The sequence below is a fragment of the Luteococcus struthionis genome (assembly GCF_048595755.1).
GTDB lineage: Bacteria > Actinomycetota > Actinomycetes > Propionibacteriales > Propionibacteriaceae > Luteococcus.
This window is the reverse complement of sequence record NZ_CP184360.1, coordinates 2,836,763-2,860,102: the sequence shown is the minus strand read 5'-3', so window position 1 is coordinate 2,860,102 and position 23,340 is coordinate 2,836,763. Positions and strand designations below refer to the sequence as shown.

The following is a 23,340-nucleotide window of genomic DNA, read 5'->3' as shown; positions in this document are numbered from 1 at the left end:
GCTCACTCGCTGGCGATCGCGGTCAGCACGCTGGTGCGAGCCGCCCGGTGGGCCGGCCACACGGCGGCCAGCACGCCCACCACGGCGGCGGCCAGCACGAAGGCCACCAGCTGCAGCCAGGGAATGCTGAGCAGGTCGATCCCGTCGTCGGCCATCAGACGTTGCAGCACCACGCCGAACAGGGTGCCGAGGCCGACGCCGACCACCGCGCCGAGCAGCGAGATGACCACCGACTCCAGCGTGATCATGCGGCGCACCTGGGCCCGGGTGAGCGCGATGGCACGCAGCAACCCGATCTCACGGGTCCGTTCGACGATGCTCAGCCCCAGCGTGTTCACGATGCCCAGCACCGCGATCAGCACGCTGAGCGCCAGCAGGGCGTAGAGCAGGGCCATGGTGCGGTCGACGTTCTGCAGGATCTGCTCGGTGTAGTCGTCCAGGTCCATCACCCCGACCAGCGGGAGATCGGCCAGCGCGGCGTCCAGACCGGCCCTGGCCTTGCCGGGATCGGCGCCCTCCTTGAGGTGGATGGACAGGAAGGCGTCCTTCTGTCCCAGGCCGGCATCGGTGAGGGTCTGGGTGGAGACCCACTTGTCCATGATGGTCTGGCCCTTGCCGGGGGAGTAGATCCCCACCACGGTCAGCTCCAGCAGGCGCTGGGAATCGGTGGAGAAGACCCGTTCCGTGTCGCCCAGTGCCAGGTCCTGCGTGCGTGCGGTCTCCTCGGCGACGATCATCTCGCCGGGCTTGGCGAACATGCGCCCCTGGGTGATCTGCTGCGGGAAGATCCGGTCCAGTGACTGGGCATCCATGGCACCGACGGTGCGCATGTGGCGTCCGGAGACGTCGGTGAGGGCCTCCTTGGTGGGGGCGGAGGCGCCCTCGGGCACTTCCAGGAAGGTCCCGATCTTCATGGCATCGACCCGTTCGACCTCCTCGACTTGCTCGACGGCGCTGCGTACGCCGACGGGGAAGCCCTTGAAGCCCTGTTGCCCGACCAGGAAATTGCCTCGCACGGTGTTCTCGATCTGTGCCGTGACCGAGCGTGTTGCGGAGGCGCCGAAGATGGCCAGCATGGAGACCAGCGTCAGGCCCACCATCAGCGCAGAGGCCGTGGCGGCGGTGCGACGTGGTTGGCGCACCGAGTTGAGTTCGGCGAGCCTGCCCACCTCACCGAAGAGGAGTCGGTTGAGCCTGCTGACGGCCCAGACCACGGGGCGGCCGACCAGCGGCGAGGCGATGGCGATGCCGATCATGGCCAGGGCCATGCCGATCCCGGCCCACAGCACCGGCCTGGAGATCTCGGTGAGCACGCCCAGCGCCATGCCGGCACCACCAAGGCAGGCCAGCACGATGCCCACCACGGCCCGACGTCCCAGCCCGTGCTCGGCCTCGGTGCGTGAGGACGCCATCGCCTCCACCGGGGAGATGCGGGTGGCGCGACGGGCCGGGCCCAGCGCCGAGAGGACCGTCACCAGGGTTCCGGTCAGCAGCGAGGCGACGATGGCGGGCCAGCCCAGCCGGACCGGTGCGGAGCCAAGGTCCCAACCGCCGGCGGCCATGCCGCGCAGGATGAGTTGGGCGATGCCCAGACCACCGAACAGGCCGATCGCCGAACTGACCAGCCCGACGACGAAGGCCTCGGTCAGCACCGTGGTGCGCAGCTGGTGCTTGCTGGCGCCCATGGCGCGGAAGAGCGCCAGTTCGCGGGAGCGTTGGGCCACCAGGATGGTGAAGGTGTTGACGATCAGGAAGGTCGCCACCAGCAGCGAGATGGCGGCGAAGACCAGCGGAAAGAGGTTCGCGAACTGCAGTGCATCCCCGATGGCGGACGACGTCTCGTCGGCCACCTCCTGGCCGTCGCGGGCCTGGTAGCCCTGGGGCAGGAGCTGCTGCACCTCGGCGGCCACGGCGGCGCGGTCGGCGTCGGGTTCGGTGACCACCCACAGAGAGGAGAAGGTGTTCTTGCCCTCCAGGAAGATCTGTTGGGCGCGCTTGGTGGTGAAGAAGATGTACTGGGCGCCGGCGGAGCTTCCCTCGCCCATGGTTCCCGAGCCGACGATGGAGACGTCCAGGGTGCCCAGGGTCGGGGTGATCACCCGCGCCCGGTCACCCACCTGGTGGCCGGACTTCTTCAGCGACTGCGGGTCGACGACGATCTCGTCATCGGCCCGGGGAGCGCGACCCTCGATGATGTTGCCGCCCTTGTTCCCGCGCAGGGCTGGGAGCTCACCCCAGTTGAAGCCCATCTGGGGCGGGCCGAAACTGGTCAGCGCCTTGCCGTCGCTGCCGATCAGCACGGTGTCCATGCCATGGATGGAGCCATCCACGGCCTTGACGCCGTCCACGCCACGGACGGCCTGGATGGTGCGCTCGTCGAGCTTGCTCTTGTTGGCGGCGCCGTCGTCGACCGCCTCGTCGAGCTTCTTGCTGACCTCGACGTCGGGCACGGTGCCGCTGACGATCTGGTCGAAGGAGTCGGACAGCATGTCTGCGAAGATCATGGAGCCGGAGACGAAGGACACGCCGAGGATGATGGCGACCATCGACATGGCCAGTCGCAGCTTGCGGGCCCACAGCGAGGTGAAGGTTGCCTTCCACATGGTCGTCAGGCCTTCTGCTCTGCCAGCTGCTGGCGGGTGCGACGCGGATCGAGGCGGGCCATGGTCTCCAGGATCTGGGTATGGGAGGGGTTGGTGATGTCGTCGACGATGCGGCCGTCGGCCAGGAAGAGGGCACGATCGGCATAGGAGGCGCTGACCGGATCGTGGGTGACCATCACCACGGTCTGGCCAAAGTCCTCGACGCTGCGACGCAGGAAGGCCAGGACCTCGGTGGAGCTGACCGAATCCAGGTTGCCGGTGGGCTCGTCGGCGAAGATGATGCTGGGGCGTCCCACCAGTGCCCGGGCACAGGCCACGCGCTGCTGTTGGCCGCCGGACAGTTCGGAGGGCTTGTGGGTGAGTCGATCGGCCAGGCCCACGGCCTCGATGACCTGCTCGTACCAGGCCTGGTCGGGCTTTCGACCGGCGATCGCCAGTGGCAGCAGGATGTTCTCCTGGGCGGTGAGGGTCGGCACCAGGTTGAACTGCTGGAAGATGAATCCCACGTGGTCTCGGCGCAGCGCGGTCAGTGCGGCGTCCTTGAGGGAGGCGATCTCGGTCTGGCCGATCAGGGCCCGGCCGCTGGTGGGACGATCGAGCCCGGCCATGCAGTGCATCAGGGTGGATTTGCCCGAACCGGAGGGTCCCATCACCGCCGTCAGCTCGCCGGCCTTGATGTCGACGCTCACGTCGTCGAGTGCCTTGACCTGGGCATTTCCCTGTCCGTAGGTCTTGACCAGGTGTTCCGCGCGGGCGGCGGCTGTGGACATGTTCTCTTCCCTTCGATTGGGCCGTTGCCCATATCTGATCACCCCAAAGGGTGAGGCATTCGCGCCTGAACCCGGAGACTTCCCTGAGAAGACCCGGGTCGTCGTGGGGCGTGCCATGTGACAGGCCAAGAGGCGGGCACCTAGTCTTTGGGTTTCGCAGCCGTGTCCCCACCGGCTGGTGAACCGAGGAGCCTCTGATGACCCCCAAGCACGCCCGTACTGTCCTGGCCGGCGTGGGCCTGCTCGCCGTCGCCGGGTGCGCCGGCGTTTCCCCCGACGCGGTGCCGGCTGCTCCCGAGAGCCCGTCCGCCCACAGTGGTTCGGCCTCGGCTCCTGCGCAGCGCCCCACCACCAGTGCCTCGCCCGGCGCGTCGGCCAGTCAGTCGTCCAGCGCGACACCCAGCCTGAGCCCCAGTGCCACGCCGACGCCCACCGCCAGCGCAACCCCCACCCCGAGCGCGACGCCGACCCCCAGCGTCACCCCCAGTGCCAGCGCAACGCCCAGTCCCAGCACGACCCCCTCGCCCAGCGCGTCGGGCAAGGTCTTGCTGAAGGCTGGTGCCGAGGGTGAGCAGGTTCGTGAGCTGCAGCACCGCTTGCAGCAGTTGGCCTGGTTCGAGGGGAAGATCACCGGGAACTACGGTGAGGCCACCGCTGCCTCGGTGCGTGGCTTCCAGGCCAAGCGAGGGCTGGCGACCACCGGCGAGGTGGACCAGAAGACCTGGGACCAGTTGGTGGAGCGGACCAAGAAGCCCACCCATGACCAGATGCACAACATCCTGCGTGCCGGGCCCGCGCTGCTCAAGCAGGGCGCCAAGGGTGACAAGGTGAAGGACCTGCAGGCCCGGCTGAAGCAGATCGGCTGGTTCTCCGGAAAGGTGACCGACTACTACGGCACCAGCACGGCGGCAGCGGTGAAGGAGTTCCAGGACAAGCGCGGCATCCCCGCCACCGGCGAGGTGGATGCCCGAACCCTGGAGCGGCTGCAGTCGATGACCCGAAAGCCGACCAGCGACGAGCTGAACAATGTGCAGCCGAAGGTGGACACGCCCAAGCTGGACCCGCGGTGCATGACCGGCCGGGCCATCTGCATCTCCAAGGCCACCCGGTCGTTGAGCTGGGTCGTCGACGGCAAGGTGCTGTCCACCATGGACGTGCGGTTCGGCTCGGAACTGACGCCCACGCGTGAGGGCGCCTTCCAGGTGAACTTCAAGTCACGCGACCATGTCAGCACCCTGTACCACACCGAGATGCCCTTCGCCCTGTTCTTCTCCGGTGGCCAGGCGGTGCACTATTCGGCCGACTTCGCCGCCCGTGGTTACAACGGTGCCTCGCACGGGTGCGTCAATGTGCGCAACTACGACGCCGTGGCGAACCTGTTCAACCAGGCTCGTGCCGGTGACAAGGTGATCGTCTACCGCTGAGACCGGGGGTGGCAGCTCAGCCCTCGACGGTGAGGGCTGCCACCTGGCGCCCGGTGGAACCGGCCAGGAAGACGGTCGTGTCGCCCTGGGGCTTCTCGAACAAGATGGTGCCCGTGAGGGTCTCGCCGGCGCTGATGCGACGGCCGTCCAGGTAGTCCTCTCCGCTGGGAGAGGGGTCGAACTGACGCGCCGTGGGGCCGTTGTCCAGGGCGAAGAAGCCCAGGCGCTGTGACCCGCTGTCCAGCTCCACCTTGATCGTCAGGAGCAGCCCTTGGTCGGTCCACCGGTGGCGCACGATCGAGAAGGTGCCGGCCGCATCGTCACCGGGATTGGTGAAGGGAACGGACGTGCGCGCGCCCGTCTGCGGCGTTCCCGTGGCCTGGGGCGCGGTGGCCTGGTCTCCGGGCCAGGTGGGCTCCTGGCTCGGGCTGGCGGCAGGCGTGGCGGCGGCCTCGGGCTCGGGCTCCGAACCGCCCACCCGGATCGCCCCCCAGATCACCAGCGCCACCACGGCCAGGGCCGCAAGGGTGATCCACAGCGGCTTGCGGTTGGGAGGCGGGGCGAACTGCTCGGCCTTGGTGGGCGGCAGGGACTGCTGGCCAAAAGGCGTGCGGGGATCGCGGGTTGGGGCACCGAAGGGGGTACGCGGGTCACGCGGTGGGGGCTGCTGGCTCATGGTGCGGCCCACAGTACCCACTCCAGGCACCCGCGCCGAGGAAACCGCCGCTGTTGTCCACAGCTGGGGCGCTGCGGCGCGGCGGATGGGCTTCTGTGGATGAGTGGGCTGCGAGGCAGCAGTCTGCACATCATCTGCAGGCATGGACGATCAGCACAGCACCATCACCCGACTTCGCCTGCGCGAGTGCGAGGACTTCTTGGCACTCGTGCCCTATCTGCTTGGTTACCAACCCCAGGAGCAACTGGTCTTCGTCGTGGTCGACGACGCCCGCATCGGTCTCACGGGGGCGATGCCGCTGAATGCACTCGAGGCTCCGGAACCGGCGAGGGAGTCGCTGGTGGGAGCAGTGGACAACTTCGAGAACCCCATGGTGCTGTTGGCGTGTTGGTGCGATTCGGCCGAGCTCGCCCAGACGGCCTTGGGACTGGCGGAGGTCTGGCTGGGGCCGGAGCGGGTGCTCGACTCGGTGCACGTGGATGCGCATCACTGGCATTCCCGGCTGGGCGGCGGAGCCGGGCGCCACGGGTCACGGGAGGAACTGGACCATCGTGCGGTGGTGGCGCAAGCGGTGGTGGCGGGGCTGTCGCACTGCCCCAGCCGTGAGGGGGCCGTCGCAGTCGCCCAAGGGCCCGAGGCGGAGGACGTGCCGCGGCTGGAACGCATCCTGCTGGACGCGGAGGATGCCCTGGGCATCATCGGCTGGGACGAGTGGCAGCGCCGCGCCGGTCGGCTGCAGGTGGAGATGCTGGGCGAAGCAGACCAGGACTGGTCTGCCGAGGACTGTGCCCTGCTCGCGGTCTTGAGCGGCGACGAACTCACCCGTGACGACCTGTGTCTGGCGCTGGGCCGGCGCAATGCTGCCAAGGCCGAGGCGCTGTGGGGTCGGGTGGTGATGGGCTGCCCACCCCACTGGGCGACGGGACCACTGTTGATGTTGGGATTCTCCGCCTGGTTGAACGGCAATGGCGCGGTGCTGGTCGCCTGTATCGAGCGGGCGCATGCGCTGGGTGATCGCAGCGACCTGCTGGCCTGCCTCGACGGGATCAATCGTCAGGCGGTCCCGCCGTCGGCCTGGGAGCAGGTTCGCGGAGCCGAGGTCTTCGGGGTCGGGGCCGGGATGGGAGGGGCTGCCTGAGAGGGGTTACGGTGGCGGCATGCGATTCGTGGTGTGCGGCGCAGTTGGCAACGATGAGGTTCGCCAGGCCCGCGAGGGAAGTGACGCCGTGGTGGGTGCGCTGGGGGTGGCGATGGCCTTGGCCCGAAGGGGCGTCGAGACGGAGTTCGTGGCCCGCTTGGGTGACGATCCGCTGGCCGTGGACCTGCTGGGTGTCCTGGAGCGAGCCGGAATTGGCAGCGGGTGGTGTCCCCGGTTCGAGGGCCCCACCTGTGAGGCGATGCTGGCGTGGCGACGTCCCGAGCCGCCCCGGCTGACGGAGGACGACTGGCTCCACGTCAGTGGCCCCGTGGCGTTGGGGGAGCCGGGACATTCCGCGCTGATGACGCGCCTGGCCACCACGCGCGCCACCATCTCCTGTGATCTTTGCCTGGACCATCTGGGAGCCGCCCCCGAAAGCCTGCTCGCCGAACTCGACCGGCTCTTGCAGGTGGTGGGTGAGGCCGGGGGGATCGTGATGGTTCACCATCGGGACCTGGCGGCACTGGGGGTTCTGGAGGATGAGGAGGACCTGCCGGAGACGCTGCGGGAGCTGGCTCACAGCTGGGCCGAGGCCTACGGACTGGCGATGGTGGTGGTCCACTTCGACACCTGGGTCGAGGCGGTCAAGCCTGACGGTCGCGTCGAGATCCAGCAAGACCACGCGCCCAGCGGCGCCGGTCTGGACGGCAACTTCGTGGCCGGTTTCCTGCATCGCTATGTGCACGATCCGATGGCCTTGGATCGCGCGCTGCTGGCGGTCGGCTGAAGGTGGCTCCGGCGGGCCACCGGCGGGGCGAAGGCCGGGAGGTTTCACACAGAGGCCGTCTTGTAAACTCCGAGCCATGTCCTTGCCAGGCCCCGCAGGCCCTCCCGAGATTCCTGCTGCGCTGTCCATGTCGACGGCGCGGGCGGCCGTGCTCGATGCCGTGCGTTCCAGCGGACGGCTGTGCTCGGTGAGGGAGATAGCCGAGCGCTTCGACCTGCACCCCAACACTGTGCGCGAACACCTGGACTCCTTGCTGGAGCAGGGGCTGGTGGCGCGTGAGGCGTCCTCGCCGACGGGCCGTGGGCGTCCGGCACTGATGTATCGGGCCACCAGCGCCACCCAGGACGTGGCGCGCGACTACGAGTTGCTCACCGAAGTGCTGGCCGAGCAGATCTCGTCGATGCCGGGAGCGGAACAGATCGCCAACCAGGCGGGTCGCTTGTGGGGTCGCCGGGCGGCCGAGGCAGAGGAGGGTGCGCGCGAGCCCAGCGTGACCGACGTGCCCGGCCACGTGGCGCGACTGGGCTTCGAGCCCACCGAGCCAGACCAGGACGGGGTGGTGCTGCTGCGTAGCTGTCCGATCCTGGCCGCCGCGCGTCGCAATCCCGACGTGGTGTGCACGGTGCACCTGGGTTTCGTCCAGGCCCTGCTGGAGCAGGCGGGGGCCGACGCGGAGGACGTGGACCTGACACCGATGGGCCACGAGGACGGTTGCGTGCTGCGCATCGGCGCGTTGTCCAAGAGTTCTGGGGCCAAGGGTTCTGGGGCCAGGGATTCTGGAGTCAGGGATTCTGGAGTCAGGGATTCTGGGGCCGAGGGCTTTGGGCAGGGCGCGGTCTCGGCATGAGCTGACCCGCTGTCGGGCCTCACGACAGCCTCACGTAGCATTTGTCACGCTATGGACATTGTTAATTCCCGTGAGCGTGCCCCACGTCCCCTCAAGCGGCGCGACTGGCACACCCGTGCCGCCCTGCCGATGGTCGCCTGGATGGTGGCGACCATCCTGGTGGTGACCCTGCACCGGTTCATCCCTCGCGCCACCTGGTTGATGGTGCACCTGGTCACCTTGGGCGTGGTGAGCAATGCCATCGTGGTCTGGTCGAACCACTTCTCCGACGCCGTGCTGCGCAGTGCCCGCACCGACCATCGTCGTGAGGGGCTGCAACTCGTCCTGCTCAATGTGGGGCTGGTGCTGCTCTGCGCCGGCATCGTGTGGCAGTTCTCCTGGCCGGCCTGGGCAGGGGTGCTCTGCGTGGTCGCGGTCTGCGGCGTTGCCGTATGGGACTTGGGGCGACAGCTGCGGGCAGGTCTGACGGCTCGCTTCGCGGGGATCGTGTCCTGGTACCGCGCGGCAGCGGGCTGCCTTGCCGTGGGGGCGGTGCTGGGAGGGCTGATGGCGGTCCCCTTCGGGCGCTGGGCCGATGCCCTCCTACTGAGCCACCTGGCCCTCAACATCCTGGGGTGGGTGGCCTTGACCGTGTGGGGAACCCTGGTGACACTGTGGCCCACCATGTTGCGAACCCGCTCGCCACAGGGCGTCGAGGCCTTGGCGGCACGCAGCCTGCCGCGGCTGGTGATGTCGCTCTCGGCGGTGGCCATCGCGCCGGCCTTGGCCCCGGTCGCACCCCGCGGCTGGCGGATCGTGGGGGCCTTGGCCCTGTGCCTGTACCTGGCAACGCTGGTGGAGGCGAGCTGGCCGTCGTGGAGGCTGTGGCTGGCCACCCGAAGGACCACGGTGCCCGTCTTGTCGGTGGCGGCGGGTCAACTGTGGTTCTTGGGTTGGCTGCTGTGGTTGGTCTGGCACTGGATGGCCGCGAGCACACCGGCGGGCCTGGTGGCACAACTGCGGAACACGGTGCCCGTCATCGTGGTGGGCTTCCTGCTGCAGGTACTGGTGGGCGCCCTGTCCTACCTGGTGCCCGTGGTGCTGGGCGGGGGACCGTCCCTGGTCCGGGCGACCACCGCCGTCTTCGAGCGCGGCGGCGTGGCCCGGCTCACCGTGGTGAACCTCGGGCTGGCCGTGTTCATGCTGCCCATCACCTCACTGTGGAAGGTGACCAGCTCCACCGCCGTGTTCATCGCGTTGGCGCTGTTCGTCGAGCGGTTGGTGCGCGCGTGGCGGCTGCGACGCTCCGAGCCCGCAAAGCTCTCGGTCTCCGAGCCGGTGGTGCCTCGGCTGCGTCGGGGGATCGCCATCGGCACCGCCTGGACGGTGTTCGCCGCAGGCCTGGCCGCCGTCGCGGATCCGGTCTCCTTCCGGGCCATGGCCGGGCTGGGCACCACCGCCGCCACGACCGGTGGCACGGGCCAGACCACCGAGGTGACCGTGGAGGCCAGCGGGATGCGCTTCACCCCGAACCAGATCGAGGTGCCGGCCGGCAATCGCCTGGTGATCACCCTGGTGAACCGGGACGAGGGCATGGTGCACGACCTGATCCTGGAATCCGGACTCACCACCGGCCGGGTGGAGCCGGGCCAGACTGCCGAGCTCGACGCGGGCGTGCAACAGGCTTCCAGCACCGGTTGGTGCTCGGTCACCGGTCACCGCGCCATGGGGATGGAGCTGGCCATCACCGTGACCGGCGCCCAGGCCGACACGTCGCAGGGCCAGGAGTCTCCGGCCCAGCAGGGGCACGGTGGCCACACGGGAATGGGTGATGCGCCGGCCAGCGACGACCCAGCGGTCCAGACGCCACGCCTGGACCTGTCCAAGGACTACTCCTCGCAGTGGTCACCGCGTGATGCGACGCTGCCTCCCGCCAGCGATGCGAAGCTGCATCGCCACACCTTGCGGGTGACCGACGAGGTGGTGGAGGTGGCGCCGGGGGTCAAGCAGACACTGTGGCTCTTCAACGGGCAGGCCCCCGGGCCAGTGCTCAGGGGCAAGGTGGGTGACGTCTTCGAGATCACCTTGGTCAACGAGGGAGGCATGGGGCACGGCATCGACTTCCATGCCGGGGCGCTGGCCCCGGACCGACCGATGCGCACCATCGCCCCCGGTGAGAGCCTGGTCTACCGCTTCACCGCCGGACGGGCAGGCATCTGGCTGTACCACTGCTCCACCATGCCCATGAGCCAACACATCGCCAACGGCATGTACGGCGCCGTGGTCATCGATCCTCCAGACCTGCCGGAGGTGGATCGCGAATACCTGTTGGTGCAGGGGGAGCAGTACTACGGCGCCGAGGCCGACGGGGCGCCGGGAGTGGCCGACATGACCAAGCTGCAGGCCGAGAAGCCCGACGCGGTGGTCTTCAACGGCCACCCCGGCCAGTACGTCGACCATCCGCTGGAGGCCAAGGTGGGTGAACGCGTCCGTTTCTGGGTGTTGGACGCCGGCCCCAACCGTCCCTGGGCCTTCCACATCGTGGGCGCGCAGTTCGACAGTGTCTGGTTCGAAGGGGCCTGGCGACTCAAGCAGGGCAAGGGGCCGGGGGACCCCACCTCGACCGATGGAGGGTCGCAGACCTTGGGGATGCTGGCCAGCCAGGGCGGTTTCGTCGAGACCGTCTTCCCGGAGGCGGGGCACTACTCCATGGTCAACCACCAGATGGTGGACGCCGAGCGCGGTGCCAGCGGCGTGGTGCGGGTGCGCTGAGTCATCCACAGCGCACGGTGCAACGAGGAATTGTCCACAGCTACGCCGGGTGATGCCCGCTCGCCGGGCTGCTTGCACACACTCTGGGCGTGAGGAACCAACACGACGAGCTGCAGCAGTACGACCGGGCCAGGCTTGCCTACCTGACAGGTGGCCGTGATGCACCCGTGTCCACCCCGCGACGGGGACAGGCGACAGGCCATGATGACTTGGCCTGGGAGGGTGAGCTACCGCGGGACGAGGGCCCGCCCGAGCGCACGGTGGCTTCCCCGCAGGGACTTCCTTCCCGGGACGCGACGCCTGCCAGGGCAGCGGTCCGTGGTGCCGCGGTCCTGGACTTCGGACGCGAACACCTCAAGGCGGTCTGCGCGGTGCTGGTCTTCGGGCTGGTGCTCGCCGTGGTGGTGATGAACCGAGCACGTTCGACCAGCGTCCCGGTGGAACTGGCCCAGACGATCACGGCAGCTCCCGCCTCCGCCGCCCTGCCCAGCGGATCCTCTGCTCCGGCCCCGGCCCCGGGCCCACCGTCACCGGCAGCCTCACCGTCACCGTCGGCCACGGTGGGTGGTGAGGTGAGGGTCCACGTCGTGGGGGCGGTGCGCAGACCGGGGGTGGTGAGGCTTCCCGACGGCTCCCGGGTGGCCGATGCGCTCACCGCAGCCGGAGGCCTGCTGCCCAGTGCGGACCCGTCCGAGTTGAACCTGGCGCAGCGGGTGCCCGACGGCAGCCAGGTGGTGATCGGGCGGCAGGGCAGGGCGCGCGGCGAACTGCGAGCGGAAGAGGTGCCGTCGACGAGCCCCTCGGGGGAGGGACAGCCGGGCCCCACCGGCACAGGATCGGCGGCATCCGGGGCGACCATCGACCTCAATGAGGCCACGGCCGAACAGCTGGACCAGCTGCCCGGCGTGGGCCCGGTCACGGCCCAGCGGATCCTGTCCTGGCGCGAGCAGCACGGACGGTTCACCCGGGTCGAGGAGCTGCAGGAGGTGGATGGCATCGGGCCGAAGACCTGGAGCCAACTGGCCAGCCATGTCCGGGTATGAGCAGACCGCGCCGCACACCGCAGACCTGCGCGTGGGCTGGGTGGCCGTGGCCGCCTGGGGCGGGGCCTGGTGGGGCGCGGCCCCCACACGAGGCTGGGGCCTGCTGTTGGCGGCCGCCACGGCCGTGCTGGCACTGCGTCTGCACCACGAACGGCGCACGAGCCTCGCCTGGGGTGTGCTCCTGTGCCTGGTGGTGAGTGCGGCGCTGGCGGCGGCACGGCACCATCAGCTGGTGGGCAGCCCGGTGGGCCAGTGGGGACAGCAGAAGGCCATGGCGACCGTGACGCTGCGGTTGACCACTGACGTGCGCCAGTTCCCCTCCCAAGGAGCAGTCCCTGCCTCGGCCGTGGTGGATGCCCACACGGTGCAGGTGCAGGCCCGCGGCCACATCATCCGGCAGCGAGCGACACTGCGCGTGCGGGCCACCGGTGATCTGGGTGACCAGCTGGCCCAGATCCCCGCGGGCAGCCTGCTGCGTGTGGAGGGGCGGTTGGGCGTCGCCCAACCCGGGCGGGGGCACGCCGCGGAGCTGATGCTGCGGGCACCACCGACGATGCTGCAGGAACCGCGGGGCTGGCGTGCCGGGGTCAACCGCATCCGGGCGGGGCTGCGGGACTCCATGAGGCACAGCCCACCCTTGCAGGCAGGGTTGTTGCCGTCACTGGTGGTGGGCGACACGAGCGGCCTGGACCCGCAGCTGGAGGAGGACTTCCGTGCCACCGGTCTGACCCATCTGACGGCGGTCTCAGGAACGAACCTGACCTTGATGCTGGTCTTCGGTTCGGTCCTGGTGCGTTCGGTGGGCCTGCGCGGATGGTGGGTGCGTGGCTCGGCGCTGCTGGGGGTGGTGGCTTTCGTCGTGCTGTGCCGTGCCGAACCGAGCGTGGTGCGTGCCGGGGCAATGGGACTGGTGGCGCTGGGCGGGCTGGGACGCGCCGGTGGGACGGGGCGGGGCCTGCGCCACCTGTGCGTGGCGATCTGGTTCCTGGTGTTGGTGGACCCATGGTTGGCGCGGTCGATGGGGTTCGCCCTGTCGGTCTGTGCCACCGCCGGGATCCTGTGGTGGGGGCAGCGGTGGACCGCGGCGATGTCCTGGGCGCCGGCATGGTGTGCCGAGGCAGTCACAGTGCCCCTGGCAGCACAGCTGGCAACCCAACCCCTGGTGACCTCGATCAGCGATGAGGTCTCGGTGGTGGGCCTGGTCGCCAATGCCCTGGCCGGCCCCTTCGTGGGACCGGCCACGGTGGCGGGGCTGGCGGCCGCCACCGTCTCGGTGGTCTCCCCGCCGGCGGCCTCGTGGGTGGGATGGGTCGCCGGCTGGTGCGTGCAGCCGGTGGTGTGGACGGCGCAGTGGGGTGCCTCGCTGCCCGCAGCGACGTGGCGCTGGCCGGCCAGCGCGCCGATGTTGGTGGCCTTGGGTGCGCTGTGCCTGGCGGCGGCACCGTTGGTACCAGAGATCCTGGCGCGTCGGGTGGCCTGCCTGGTGGCTGCCGGGGCGATGGCGCTGGCCTGCTGGCGCGCGCCACGGCCGCTGGGATGGCCCGGTCCCTGGCAGGTGGCCTTCTGCGACGTCGGGCAGGGAGACGCCACCGTGCTGCGATCCGGTCCCGGGCAGGCCGTCCTGGTGGACGCTGGTCCGGACGGGGCCACGACGGTGGGCTGTCTGCAGGCACTGGGGGTCAAGCGACTCTCCGCGGTGGTGCTCAGCCACTACCACGATGACCACATCGCCGGCCTGGCGGCCGTGTTGCGTGAGTTCCCCACAGAGCACGCGGTGGTGAATCCGGTGCAGTCCCCGGTCTGGGCGGCGCGAGAAGTGCAGTCCTTGCTCGCCGAGGCGACGGTGCCTGCCCGGCCCGCCGCGGTGGGGTTGGTGCTCTCCACACCTCAGGCCCGGTTGGAGGTGGTGGGGGTGGGGGCCTCGGGGGTGCTGGCGCAGGCGGGGGAGGGGGAGAGTTCGGCCGAGAACGACTCGTCGATCGTGCTGGTGGCACGGCTGGTCGATGGGTTGGCAGTGGTGCTCGGCGGCGACGTCGAACCGGCCGGTCAGCAGAAGGTCGTCGCCGACGGATGGCAGCCACGGGCACAGGTGCTGAAGATGCCGCACCACGGCTCGGCGCGCCAGGATCGACAGTTCTGGTGCGGCTCCCAGGCCGTCGTGGCGGTCGCCAGCGCGGGCTACCGCAACCGGCATCGGCATCCGGCTCCAACAGCCGTGCGGTTGGCACAGGAGTGCGGCATGCGGGTGCTTCGAACCGACCTGGCGGGAACCGTGACCCTGTGGTTGGAGGGGAACCAGCTGCAGGTGCGGACCGAGCGCGACGGTCCGCCCTGAGGCAGGAGCCCGGGCGTGGCGAGCGCACTGTCGGTGGCAACTGGCATGCTTGCGGCATGGCCGCACGACGCGAACCCCAGCAGACCTTCGGCACCTGTGTCCTGGTGCACGGACCGGAATCGCTGCTCGCGGAGCGGGCCGTGGCCGAGCGGGTCGCGGCTGCGCGCTCCCAGGTTCCCGACGCCGAGCTCACCAAGGTGCCGGCGCTCGACCTGGAGGGCAACCGCTTTGCCGAACTGACCGGCGGCTCCCTGTTCGCCAGCGCCAGCATCGTCGTGGTGGAAGACCTGGCCAACCTGCCGCAGGAGCTCTTCGATGCGGTCCTGACCGCGGCCAAGGATCCGGGCGAGCACCTCTGCCTCACCTTGGTGCACGGCGGCGGCCAGAAGGGCAAGGGCCTGGTCGACAAGCTGAAGAAGGCCAAGGTTCCGCTGGTCGAGGCGGTCGCGGTCAAGGCCTGGGAACTGCCCAAGTGGGTCGAGGGCGAGGCCCGACGCACCCGGGTCGGCATGGACCAGGAGGCCGCCCAGGCCCTGGTCGATGCCGTGGGCCATGATCTGCGCGCGCTGGCCGCGGCAGTGGCGCAGCTGGGCAGTGATTGGGAAGGGGAGCGCGTCACCGCACCCATGATCCAGCGCTACTTCGCGGGGCGGGCCGACGTGACGAGCTTCGCGGTGGCCGATGACATCATGGGCGGACGCCCGGGCCCGGCGCTGGAGAAGCTGCGGTGGGCCCTCGCGACCGGGGTGGCCCCCGTGCTGGTCACCAGCGCGCTGGCCTCGTCGTTGCGCGGGCTCGGCAAGTACCTGGACGCCCGCTCGGCACGGTTGGCACAGGGGGAGCTGGCACGAGAGGTGGGTGTTCCGCCGTGGAAGCTGAAGGACCTCTCGCGCCTGTCGCGGTCCTGGAGCCCCCAGGGGGTCTCCCAGGCACTGCGGGCGGTGGCGCTCGCGGATGCCCAGGTCAAGGGGGCGGCCAGTGATCCGCACTTCGCGCTGGAGCAGTTGCTGCTGGCGGTGGATCGGGCGCATGCCGTCGCCCGCTGATCGGGCCCCGACGATCGACTCAAGCTGATCGACTCAGGTGGATCGGCTCAAGTTGATCGGTTGAGGGCGGCAGGCTGGAGTAGGAACGCAACCAGCGCCTCGGCCCCCAGTCGGGACGAGGCGCTGGTCGACGATGTTCAGGTGCGCCGCAGGTGGCGGCGCGGGTCAGCAGCGGGGCAGGCTCAGAGAGCAGCGGCCTTGCTGGAGATGGCCGACTTGCGGTTGGCGGCCTGGTTCTTGTGGATGACGCCCTTCGAGGCGGCCTTGTCGAGCATGCGGTTGGCGTGGGCAGCCAGCGTGGTCGCCTTCTCGGTGTCACCGGCGGCAACAGCCTCGTTGAAGCGGCGCACGGCGGTACGCAGACCCGACTTGACGGCCTTGTTGCGCTGACGAGCCTTCTCGTTGGTCTTGTTGCGCTTCATCTGGGACTTGATGTTTGCCACGTGGATAACCTTCTTGACTGGAACGGTTGAAAAAGTTCAGGAAAATCTGGGTGCGTCGTCGGACGCGACTCGTCACACTACCAGTGCGTCGGCAGTTGGCTCAAATCCACCCCTGCCGACGGGCCAACGCGATGGCCTCATGCCGGTTCTGGGTGCCCAACTTTGCCACCGCCGAAGAGAGGTAGTTGCGGACGGTGCCGGGCGACAGATGCGCTCGCAGCGCGATCTCCTCCACCGGCGCGCCATCGCCGGCCAGCTCGAGCACGTCGGCCTCGCGCGGGGTCAGCGGGGAGTCGCCCGCGGCGATCGCCTCGGCGGCCAGCTGCGGGTCGACGTGCCGACCACCCCGGTTGACCTGTCGGATCACGCGTCCCAGCTCTGCAGCGGCGGTGGTCTTGGGCAGGAAGCCACGCACCCCGGTGGCCAGCGCCTTCTTCAGGTGCCCGGGACGGCCGTGACTGGTGACCACCAGGCATCCGGTGGTGGGCAGCTCGGCCAAGATCTGGGCGGCGGCCTCGATCCCGTCACAGCCGGGCATCTGCAGGTCGAGCAGGCAGATGTCGGGCCGGTGGTGACGCGCCGCGGCGACGGCCTCGGTTCCGCTGGCGGCCACGGCCACCACCTCGAAGTCCTCCTCCAGGCCGAGCAAACCGGCCAGGGCGTCGCGGATGAGGGTCTCGTCGTCGGCCAGCAGGATGCGGATCACATGGCTCATTCTGCCGCTTCCTCGCGGGGCAGGCCCACGCTGGCCACCAGGACGAAACTGTCACCCTCCAGCCCGTGCTCCAGTCGGCCGCCCGCCTGGGCCAAGCGCTCCTGCAACCCACGCAGGCCAGAACCCGTGGCGGATCCGTCGGGACGATGGGCCCCGTCATTGCTGATGGTCAAGCGTGCCGATTCACCCACCTCCAGGGTGATGCTGCAGTGTCTTGCCGAGCTGTGGCGCACCACATTGGTGGCTGCTTCCCGCACGGTCCAGGCCAGCGCCTCCTGCACCTCCTCGGGCAAGTGCGCCGCGAGGTCGAGCCCGATGATCGTCACGTGGGCGCCGCTGGATTCGAGCAGGCGACGGGCACCGGCCAACTCACTGGTCAGTTCGGCCCGTCGATAGCCGGCCACCACGGCGCGCATCTCGGCCAGTTGGTCCTGGGAGAGCTGGTGCACCGCCGCCATCTCCTGCTGGGCGTGTTCATGCCGGCCGCGGCGCGACAGCTCGGCCGCCAGTTGGCTCTTGAGGGAGATGGCCGAGAGCCCACGGCCGACCACGTCGTGCAGGTCACGCCCGAAGCGCAGGCGTTCCTCGGCCACCGCCAGCCGGGCGCTGGTGTGGCGGGCCTCGTCGAGCGCTGCGATCACGCTGATCATCCACGCCGTGAACACACCACCCAGGATGAACATCGCCGCGTAGACGGCCGGCGCAATGCTCGCCATCAGGCTCATGACGCGATGGCCCCCGGTGAGCAGCGACACGGTGGGTGGCAGCAGGAGCGTCGCCAGCAACAGGAGCCTGGTTCCCTTGGGTCCCAGCAGACAAGTGAGCACGCTGGCCGGCCCGGCGGCTGCCAGACAGGCCTGCGCCAGCCCGGAGGCCCATCCCAGCCGAGGGTCATGGGGGAGCAGGAACAGCGGCAGAACCATCGAGGTGGCGGTGAGGGCCGCGACGGGCAGCCACTGCCTCACGCTGGGGCGTGGCCCGCCCAGGCTGGGGGCCAGGGCAGGGCTCAGGAGCAGCAGCGCGCCGAGGCAGGCCAGGACCGAGGCCAGGCTGCACACGCCCGCCTGCCAGGGGCGGACCACGTCACCCCGGGCCCACAAGGGGGCCAGCTGGACGATCGGCCCCGTCATCGGAAGCATGCACAGCGAGAACTTCGTGTACCGCACCAGCCGCTGGGTGGGGGTGCTGCCCAGGACCCGATCGGCGAGGGAACCGTGGGGGCGGGGGTCGAGGTCGAGCTGGCTCACCGCACCAGTGAACCAGCTCGACGCGGTCATCGGCGGGGCTCCCAGTCCATGGTGCGGTGCAACTGCCAGCCGGCTGCCACGATCCAGATCACCATCACCAGGATGGGCTGTACCGCGGTGCCCCAGGTCTGGCCGGTGCTGAGGTGCTGGCCGTCCAGGGTGGTGCCGTTGAGTCCCATCAGCACCAGGTCGGCGATCGGGGCGACGGGAAGCAGCTCGAAGACCAGCTGCAGGCGTTCGGGGATCACAGAGAGCGGGATCAGCAGCCCGGAGACGGCCAGGAAGAGGAAGATGCCGGGCATCGTGGTCAGCTGGGAGGCCTCGACGGTGCGGGTGTGGACGCTGGTGAGGAAGCTGACGATCGCGAAGAAGACCGCGCCGAGCAGCAGTGCCAGCACGAAGAGCACGGGATTGGTGAACTGGGGGCTGCCGAAGGCGGCGGCAGTGATGGCCAGGACCAGCAGCACCTGCAGCGCGAAGATCAGCAGGTTGGGGCTGGCCAGGGCGACGAGCACCTCGGTGGCGCTGGCCTCCCCGGTGCGCAGCCGCTTCAGCACCAGGGCCTCACGCCGCGCGACCGTCGCGGTGGTCAGGTTGTAGTAGATGGCAAGGCTCAATCCGCTGATCACCAGGATCGCCGTGATCATGGTGGCCGCGCCGCCCGACGGCATGGCCTCCATCAGCTTCTTGGTGGCAGGCATCTCGGCCATGAGCACCACCATCATCGGGGCGAGTGAGATGGCGTAGAAGAAGCTCACCTTGCTGCGCAACAGCATCTTGAGTTCGGCGCGGGTGAGACTTGCGATGCGACCCAGCGGGGTCGAGGGGCGGTCCTTGGCAACTGGCTGGTGGTCTGTGGCCTGATGGGCGGCGACGACGGGTGTGGTGCTCATGTCCATGTCCTGTTCTGGGGTGTTGTGAGTTGGGGGGAGGGCTCAGGCGGCCAGCGAATGGCTCTGCTCGGAGATGGCCATGAAGGCCTGTTCCAGCGAGGCGCTGCGGGCCTGCAGACGGCCGAGCTCCACCTGGTTTTGTGCGGCGCGGGCCATCAGCTCGGCCAAGGTGGTCTGCAGGTGCTTGCTCTGCAGCTCGACGCGCTCACCACTGACCTCGATTCGCTCCGCGAGGGCCGGAAGGCTGGCCAGGTCCAGCAGCCGGGCGTCGGGGGAGTCGAACTCGATGCGGGCATTCTGCGTGGCGACGATCTGCGCCACGGTGCCCTCGGTGTGGATGACGCCCTGGTGCATGATCGCGATCCGGTCGGCCAATTCCTCCGCCTCGGCCAGGTAGTGGGTGGTGAGCACCACGGTGCACCCCTCGTCGAGCAGGGAACGCACCAGGTTCCAGGTGACGTGGCGGCTCTGCGGATCCAGGCCCGTGGTGGGTTCGTCCAGGAAGACCAGTTCGGGACGGCCCATCAGGGCAAGCCCCAGGTCCAGGCGTCGCTTCTCGCCGCCCGAGAGGCTCTTGACCGGCACGCCGGCGCGCTCACTGAGCTGCACGTCGGCCAGCACGCTGGCGATGGGGCGAGGCGTGGAGAGCGTGCCGTGCCACATGGTGGCGGTCTCTGCCACTGTGAGGCTCTCGGGGAAGCCGGCCTGCTGCAGCATGATGCCCATCCGCGAGATGATCTGCTGGCGCTGCCGGTAGGGATCATGCCCCAGCACCCGCACCTGGCCGTCGCTGGCGGGCGCCAGGCCCTCGAGCACCTCCAGGGTGGAGGTCTTGCCGGCGCCATTGGTGCCGAGCAGGGCGAAGAGCTCGCCGCGGGCGACGTCGAGGTCGACGCCGCGCACCGCCTCGAAGGTGTTGCGGCCGCGTCCGTAGCGGCGTCGCAGTCCGGTGGCCTGGATGACGGGTTCAGTGCTGGTGTCCATGGCTTCGAGTCTGGTGCCACGACGGCCCCGCCCCCAGTGCTGGCGATCACCGGTGCACCATGACATTTGTCATCGGTGACGCGATTGCCGAACATGAGTTGTTGGACGGTTCATGAGAAGATGACTCGTCCCACCTGTACCTACACGACGACGGGGAGTGCATTGAGCGCGCCACAGCCTGGATCGACCGACCCGGCGATCATTCGCAATTTCTGCATCATTGCGCACATCGACCACGGCAAGTCGACCCTCGCCGACCGGATGTTGCAGATCACCGGGGTGGTGGAGCAGCGCGCCATGCGCGCCCAGTACCTGGACCGGATGGACATCGAACGCGAACGCGGCATCACCATCAAGTCACAGGCCGTGCGCATGCCGTGGGAGGTCGACGGAGCCACCCACATCCTGAACATGATCGACACCCCCGGCCACGTCGACTTCACCTACGAGGTCTCGCGGTCGCTGGCCGCCTGCGAGGGCGCGATCCTGCTGGTGGACGCCGCCCAGGGCATCGAGGCGCAGACGCTGGCCAACCTGTACCTGGCGATGGAGAACGACCTGACCATCATCCCGGTGCTGAACAAGATCGACCTGCCGGGCGCCATGCCGGAGAAGTACGCGGCGGAGCTGGCCGGCCTGATCGGTTGCGAGCCTTCCGACGTGCTGCTGGTCTCCGCGAAGACGGGCCAGGGCGTCGACGACCTGCTCGACCAGATCGTGGCGCAGATCCCGGCGCCGGTCGGCGACGCGGAAGCCCCGGCCCGTGCGCTGATCTTCGACTCGGTCTATGACACCTACCGCGGCGTGGTCACCTATGTGCGTGTGGTGGACGGCCAGCTGAGCCACCGCGAGAAGATCCGCATGATGAGCACCAAGGCCACCCACGAGGTGCTCGAGGTGGGCGTCATCAGCCCCGAACCGATGAAGTCGGACGCCATCGGTGTGGGCGAGGTGGGCTACCTCATCACAGGCGTGAAGGACGTGCGCCAGAGCCGTGTGGGCGACACCGTGACCTCCGATGTTCGCCCCGCCGAGCAGGACCTGGGCGGCTACCGCCACCCCAACCCGATGGTCTTCTCCGGGCTCTACCCGATCGACGGCAATGACTTCCCGGTGCTGCGCGAGGCGCTGGAGAAGCTGCAGCTCAACGATGCGGCCCTCACCTACGAACCCGAGACCTCGGGTGCGCTGGGCTTCGGTTTCCGCGTCGGCTTCCTGGGCCTGCTGCACATGGAGATCACCCGTGAGCGCCTGGAGCAGGAGTTCAACCTGGACCTGATCTCCACCGCGCCGAATGTGGTCTACCGCGTGGTGATGGAGGACGGCAAGGAGCACACCGTCACCAACCCGTCGGAGTACCCCGAGGGCAAGATCGACAAGGTCTACGAGCCGGTCGCCAAGGCCACGATCCTGGCGCCCAGCGAGTACATCGGCACCATCATGGAACTGTGCCAGCAGAAGCGTGGCATCCAGACCGGCATGGACTACCTCTCCGAGGACCGCGTCGAGATTCGCTACATCCTGCCGATGGGCGAGATCGTCTTCGACTTCTTCGACGCCCTCAAGAGCCGGACCAAGGGCTATGCCAGCCTCGACTACGACATCTCCGGCGAGGAGGCCGCCGAGCTGGTGAAGGTGGACATCCTGCTGCACGGTGACCCGGTGGATGCCTTCAGCGCCATCGTCCACAAGGACAAGGCCTATGCCTATGGCGTGGCGATGGCCAGCAAGTTGAAGGACCTCATCCCTCGCCAGCAGTTCGAGGTGCCGATCCAGGCCGCCATCGGTGCTCGCGTGATCGCCCGTGAGACCATTCGCGCCATCCGCAAGGACGTCCTGGCCAAGTGCTACGGCGGTGACATCTCCCGCAAGCGCAAGCTGCTCGAGAAGCAGAAGGAGGGCAAGAAGCGCATGAAGATGGTGGGCCGCGTGGAGGTTCCCCAGGAAGCCTTCGTCGCAGCCCTGCAGACCGGTGAGGGTGGCGGCAAGGACAAGGACGCCAAGAAGTAGCACCCACGCGGAGTGGCTCCAGCACCGGGCTCGCAAGGCGAAGCGCCCCACGGTTCTCTCAGAACCGTGGGGCGCTTGTCGATGTCGCAGGGGCCTCAGTCGGCTGCGGTCAGCGCGTCCTCACCGTCGGGGTGGAACCACTTGCCCGCCTCGTGGCCGGGGCGCTTGTGCCAGACCTCTCCGGGGATGCCGTCGGGCATGAAGCGGTTGTCGTCCAGGTTGAACTGCGCGGCCACCGGATCGGGCTGGGACTCGAAGTCACGCAGCGCCGCGACGGCGTACTTGCCCAGGAAGACGATCGAGACGAGGTTGGTCACGGCCATCAGGGCCATGGCGATGTCGGCCAGTGACCACACCAGGTCGAGTGCCAGGACGGCGCCCAGGGCGCTGGAGGCGATGGTCATGATGCGGATGGCCAGCTCACCGGCGCGTCCTCCGCTCATGAAGTCCATGTTGATCTCGGCATAGGTCTCATTGCCCAGCAGGGTGGAGAAGGCGAAGACGAAGACCAGCACCGTGAAGACCGGCCCCACCCAGCTGCCCAGCGAGTAGGCCATCGCGTCCTGGGTGAGGGTGGCGCCCGCCATCGCCTTGGTGGTCACGCCGGGGGTGTAGACCGAGGCGTCGGAGAGCAGGATCACCACGGCGGTGGCGGTGCAGACCATCATCGTGTCGACGAAGACGCCCAGCGACTGGATCAGGCCCTGGTGGGCGGGGTGGCTGGTGGTGGCTGCGGCGGCGGCATTGGGGGCCGAACCCATACCGGCCTCGTTGGAGTACATGCCGCGCTTGATGCCGTTCAGGAGGGTGGCCAGCAGGCCACCGCCGACGCCCGCCAGCGTCTGGTCGAGCCCGAAGGCGCCCTTGACGATGGAGGCGATGGCGTGGGGCACCTCACCGAGGTTCATCACGATGATGATGGTGGCGAGCAGCACGTAGATGAGCGCCATGATCGGCGACATCCACTCGGTGACCCGGGCCACCTGCTTGACGCCGCCCAGCACCACGGCGCCCACCGCCACTGCCAGCAGGGCCGCAGTGACATAGGGGCTGATGTTGAAGGACTTGTCGAAGACGGCGGCGATGGTGTTGGCCTGCACCATCTGGAAGACGAAGCCGAAGGTGAAGACCAGCAGCACGGCGAACAGGATGCCCAGCGGACGGCTCTTGAGGCCGCGCTGCATGTAGTAGGCAGGGCCACCGCGGAAGCTGCGGTCGTGGTGGGGAACCTTGTACAGCTGGGCCAGGGTGGCCTCGATGAAGGCGGTGGCCATGCCGAGTGATGCCATCAGCCACATCCAGAAGATGGCGCCTGGCCCGCCCAGCGCCAGGGCGATGGCGACGCCGGCGATGTTTCCGGTGCCGACGCGGGAGGCCAGTGAGATGCAGAAGGCCTGGAAGGAGCTGATGCCGTCCCCGGCGCCGGTGCGTGAATCCAGGGCGACCCGGAGCATGGTGCCGAAGTGCCGCAACTGCATCGCGCGGGTCAGCAGGGTGAAGCTGATGCCTGCCAGGATGACCAGCACGATCAGTACCCAGCTGAGCGAGTCGTTGAGCCATGCGACGACGGAGTTGATGGTGTCCATCAGTGTGGTGGTGTCCATTGCGGATCCTGCCTGTTCGGACTG

General features: G+C 69.0%; 18 protein-coding genes. 9 read left to right on the top strand and 9 right to left on the bottom strand.

Annotated features, from left to right (window positions below):
- Positions 1-2 precede the first annotated feature (2 nt).
- Positions 3-2,603 (bottom strand): ABC transporter permease, encoded by a 2,601-nt coding sequence (locus ACOAMO_RS13345; RefSeq protein ID WP_420175235.1) that lies wholly within the window; start codon positions 2,601-2,603, stop codon positions 3-5.
- 5 nt (positions 2,604-2,608) lie between these two features.
- Complete coding sequence (locus tag ACOAMO_RS13340; protein ID WP_420175234.1) at positions 2,609-3,373, bottom strand: ABC transporter ATP-binding protein; 765 nt, start codon at positions 3,371-3,373, stop codon at positions 2,609-2,611.
- Positions 3,374-3,570: 197 nt separating this feature from the next.
- On the opposite strand from ACOAMO_RS13340, the gene ACOAMO_RS13335 reads away from it, so the two are divergent.
- Positions 3,571-4,797, top strand: coding sequence for a L,D-transpeptidase family protein (locus ACOAMO_RS13335; protein ID WP_420175233.1), 1,227 nt, complete (start codon positions 3,571-3,573; stop codon positions 4,795-4,797).
- Positions 4,798-4,813: 16 nt separating this feature from the next.
- On the opposite strand, the gene ACOAMO_RS13330 is transcribed toward ACOAMO_RS13335, so the two are convergent.
- Positions 4,814-5,473: a hypothetical protein gene (locus ACOAMO_RS13330; protein ID WP_420175232.1), complete on the bottom strand. Its 660-nt coding sequence runs from the start codon at positions 5,471-5,473 to the stop codon at positions 4,814-4,816.
- 142 nt (positions 5,474-5,615) lie between these two features.
- On the opposite strand from ACOAMO_RS13330, the gene ACOAMO_RS13325 reads away from it, so the two are divergent.
- The 7 genes from ACOAMO_RS13325 (at position 5,616) to holA (ending at position 15,420) form a co-directional block, all read left to right on the top strand.
- A complete protein-coding gene (locus ACOAMO_RS13325; protein ID WP_420175231.1) occupies positions 5,616-6,611 on the top strand; it encodes a DUF4192 family protein in 996 nt (331 codons plus the stop codon).
- Between the two features lie 19 nt (positions 6,612-6,630).
- Complete coding sequence (locus ACOAMO_RS13320) at positions 6,631-7,398, top strand: hypothetical protein (RefSeq protein WP_420175230.1); 768 nt, start codon at positions 6,631-6,633, stop codon at positions 7,396-7,398.
- A gap of 76 nt (positions 7,399-7,474) precedes the next feature.
- A complete protein-coding gene (locus ACOAMO_RS13315; protein ID WP_420175229.1) occupies positions 7,475-8,245 on the top strand; it encodes a helix-turn-helix transcriptional regulator in 771 nt (256 codons plus the stop codon).
- A 51-nt stretch (positions 8,246-8,296) separates the two neighbouring features.
- Positions 8,297-10,996, top strand: coding sequence for a multicopper oxidase domain-containing protein (locus tag ACOAMO_RS13310; RefSeq protein WP_420175228.1), 2,700 nt, complete (start codon positions 8,297-8,299; stop codon positions 10,994-10,996).
- A gap of 89 nt (positions 10,997-11,085) precedes the next feature.
- A complete protein-coding gene (locus ACOAMO_RS13305) occupies positions 11,086-12,039 on the top strand; it encodes a helix-hairpin-helix domain-containing protein (RefSeq protein ID WP_420175227.1) in 954 nt (317 codons plus the stop codon).
- Positions 12,026-14,374 (top strand): ComEC/Rec2 family competence protein, encoded by a 2,349-nt coding sequence (locus ACOAMO_RS13300; RefSeq protein ID WP_420175226.1) that lies wholly within the window; start codon positions 12,026-12,028, stop codon positions 14,372-14,374. Before ACOAMO_RS13305 ends, ACOAMO_RS13300 begins: the two co-directional genes overlap by 14 nt.
- 56 nt (positions 14,375-14,430) lie before the next feature.
- Positions 14,431-15,420: a DNA polymerase III subunit delta gene (gene holA, locus ACOAMO_RS13295; protein ID WP_420175225.1), complete on the top strand. Its 990-nt coding sequence runs from the start codon at positions 14,431-14,433 to the stop codon at positions 15,418-15,420.
- Positions 15,421-15,602: 182 nt separating this feature from the next.
- On the opposite strand, the gene rpsT is transcribed toward holA, so the two are convergent.
- The 5 genes from rpsT to ACOAMO_RS13270 all read right to left on the bottom strand — a co-directional run bounded on the left by rpsT (position 15,603) and on the right by ACOAMO_RS13270 (position 19,702).
- Entirely contained in the window at positions 15,603-15,863 is a 261-nt protein-coding gene (rpsT, locus tag ACOAMO_RS13290; RefSeq protein WP_420175224.1) for a 30S ribosomal protein S20, read from the bottom strand.
- 100 nt (positions 15,864-15,963) lie between these two features.
- Entirely contained in the window at positions 15,964-16,569 is a 606-nt protein-coding gene (locus tag ACOAMO_RS13285) for a response regulator transcription factor (RefSeq protein WP_420177049.1), read from the bottom strand.
- Positions 16,570-16,574: 5 nt separating this feature from the next.
- On the bottom strand, positions 16,575-17,825 hold the full coding sequence (locus ACOAMO_RS13280; protein WP_420175223.1) for a sensor histidine kinase: 1,251 nt from the start codon (positions 17,823-17,825) through the stop codon (positions 16,575-16,577).
- A 26-nt stretch (positions 17,826-17,851) separates the two neighbouring features.
- Positions 17,852-18,718, bottom strand: coding sequence for an ABC transporter permease (locus ACOAMO_RS13275; protein WP_420175222.1), 867 nt, complete (start codon positions 18,716-18,718; stop codon positions 17,852-17,854).
- 42 nt (positions 18,719-18,760) lie between these two features.
- Positions 18,761-19,702 carry an ABC transporter ATP-binding protein gene (locus tag ACOAMO_RS13270; protein WP_420175221.1) on the bottom strand — a complete coding sequence of 314 codons (942 nt, stop codon included), beginning with the start codon at positions 19,700-19,702 and terminating at the stop codon, positions 18,761-18,763.
- 162 nt (positions 19,703-19,864) lie between these two features.
- Between ACOAMO_RS13270 and lepA the strand changes: the two genes are divergently transcribed.
- Entirely contained in the window at positions 19,865-21,712 is a 1,848-nt protein-coding gene (lepA, locus tag ACOAMO_RS13265) for a translation elongation factor 4 (protein WP_420175220.1), read from the top strand.
- Positions 21,713-21,807: 95 nt separating this feature from the next.
- Here the strand turns inward: lepA and ACOAMO_RS13260 are convergent, their stop codons facing one another.
- Complete coding sequence (locus ACOAMO_RS13260) at positions 21,808-23,316, bottom strand: alanine/glycine:cation symporter family protein (protein ID WP_420175219.1); 1,509 nt, start codon at positions 23,314-23,316, stop codon at positions 21,808-21,810.
- Between the last annotated feature and the right edge of the window lie 24 nt (positions 23,317-23,340).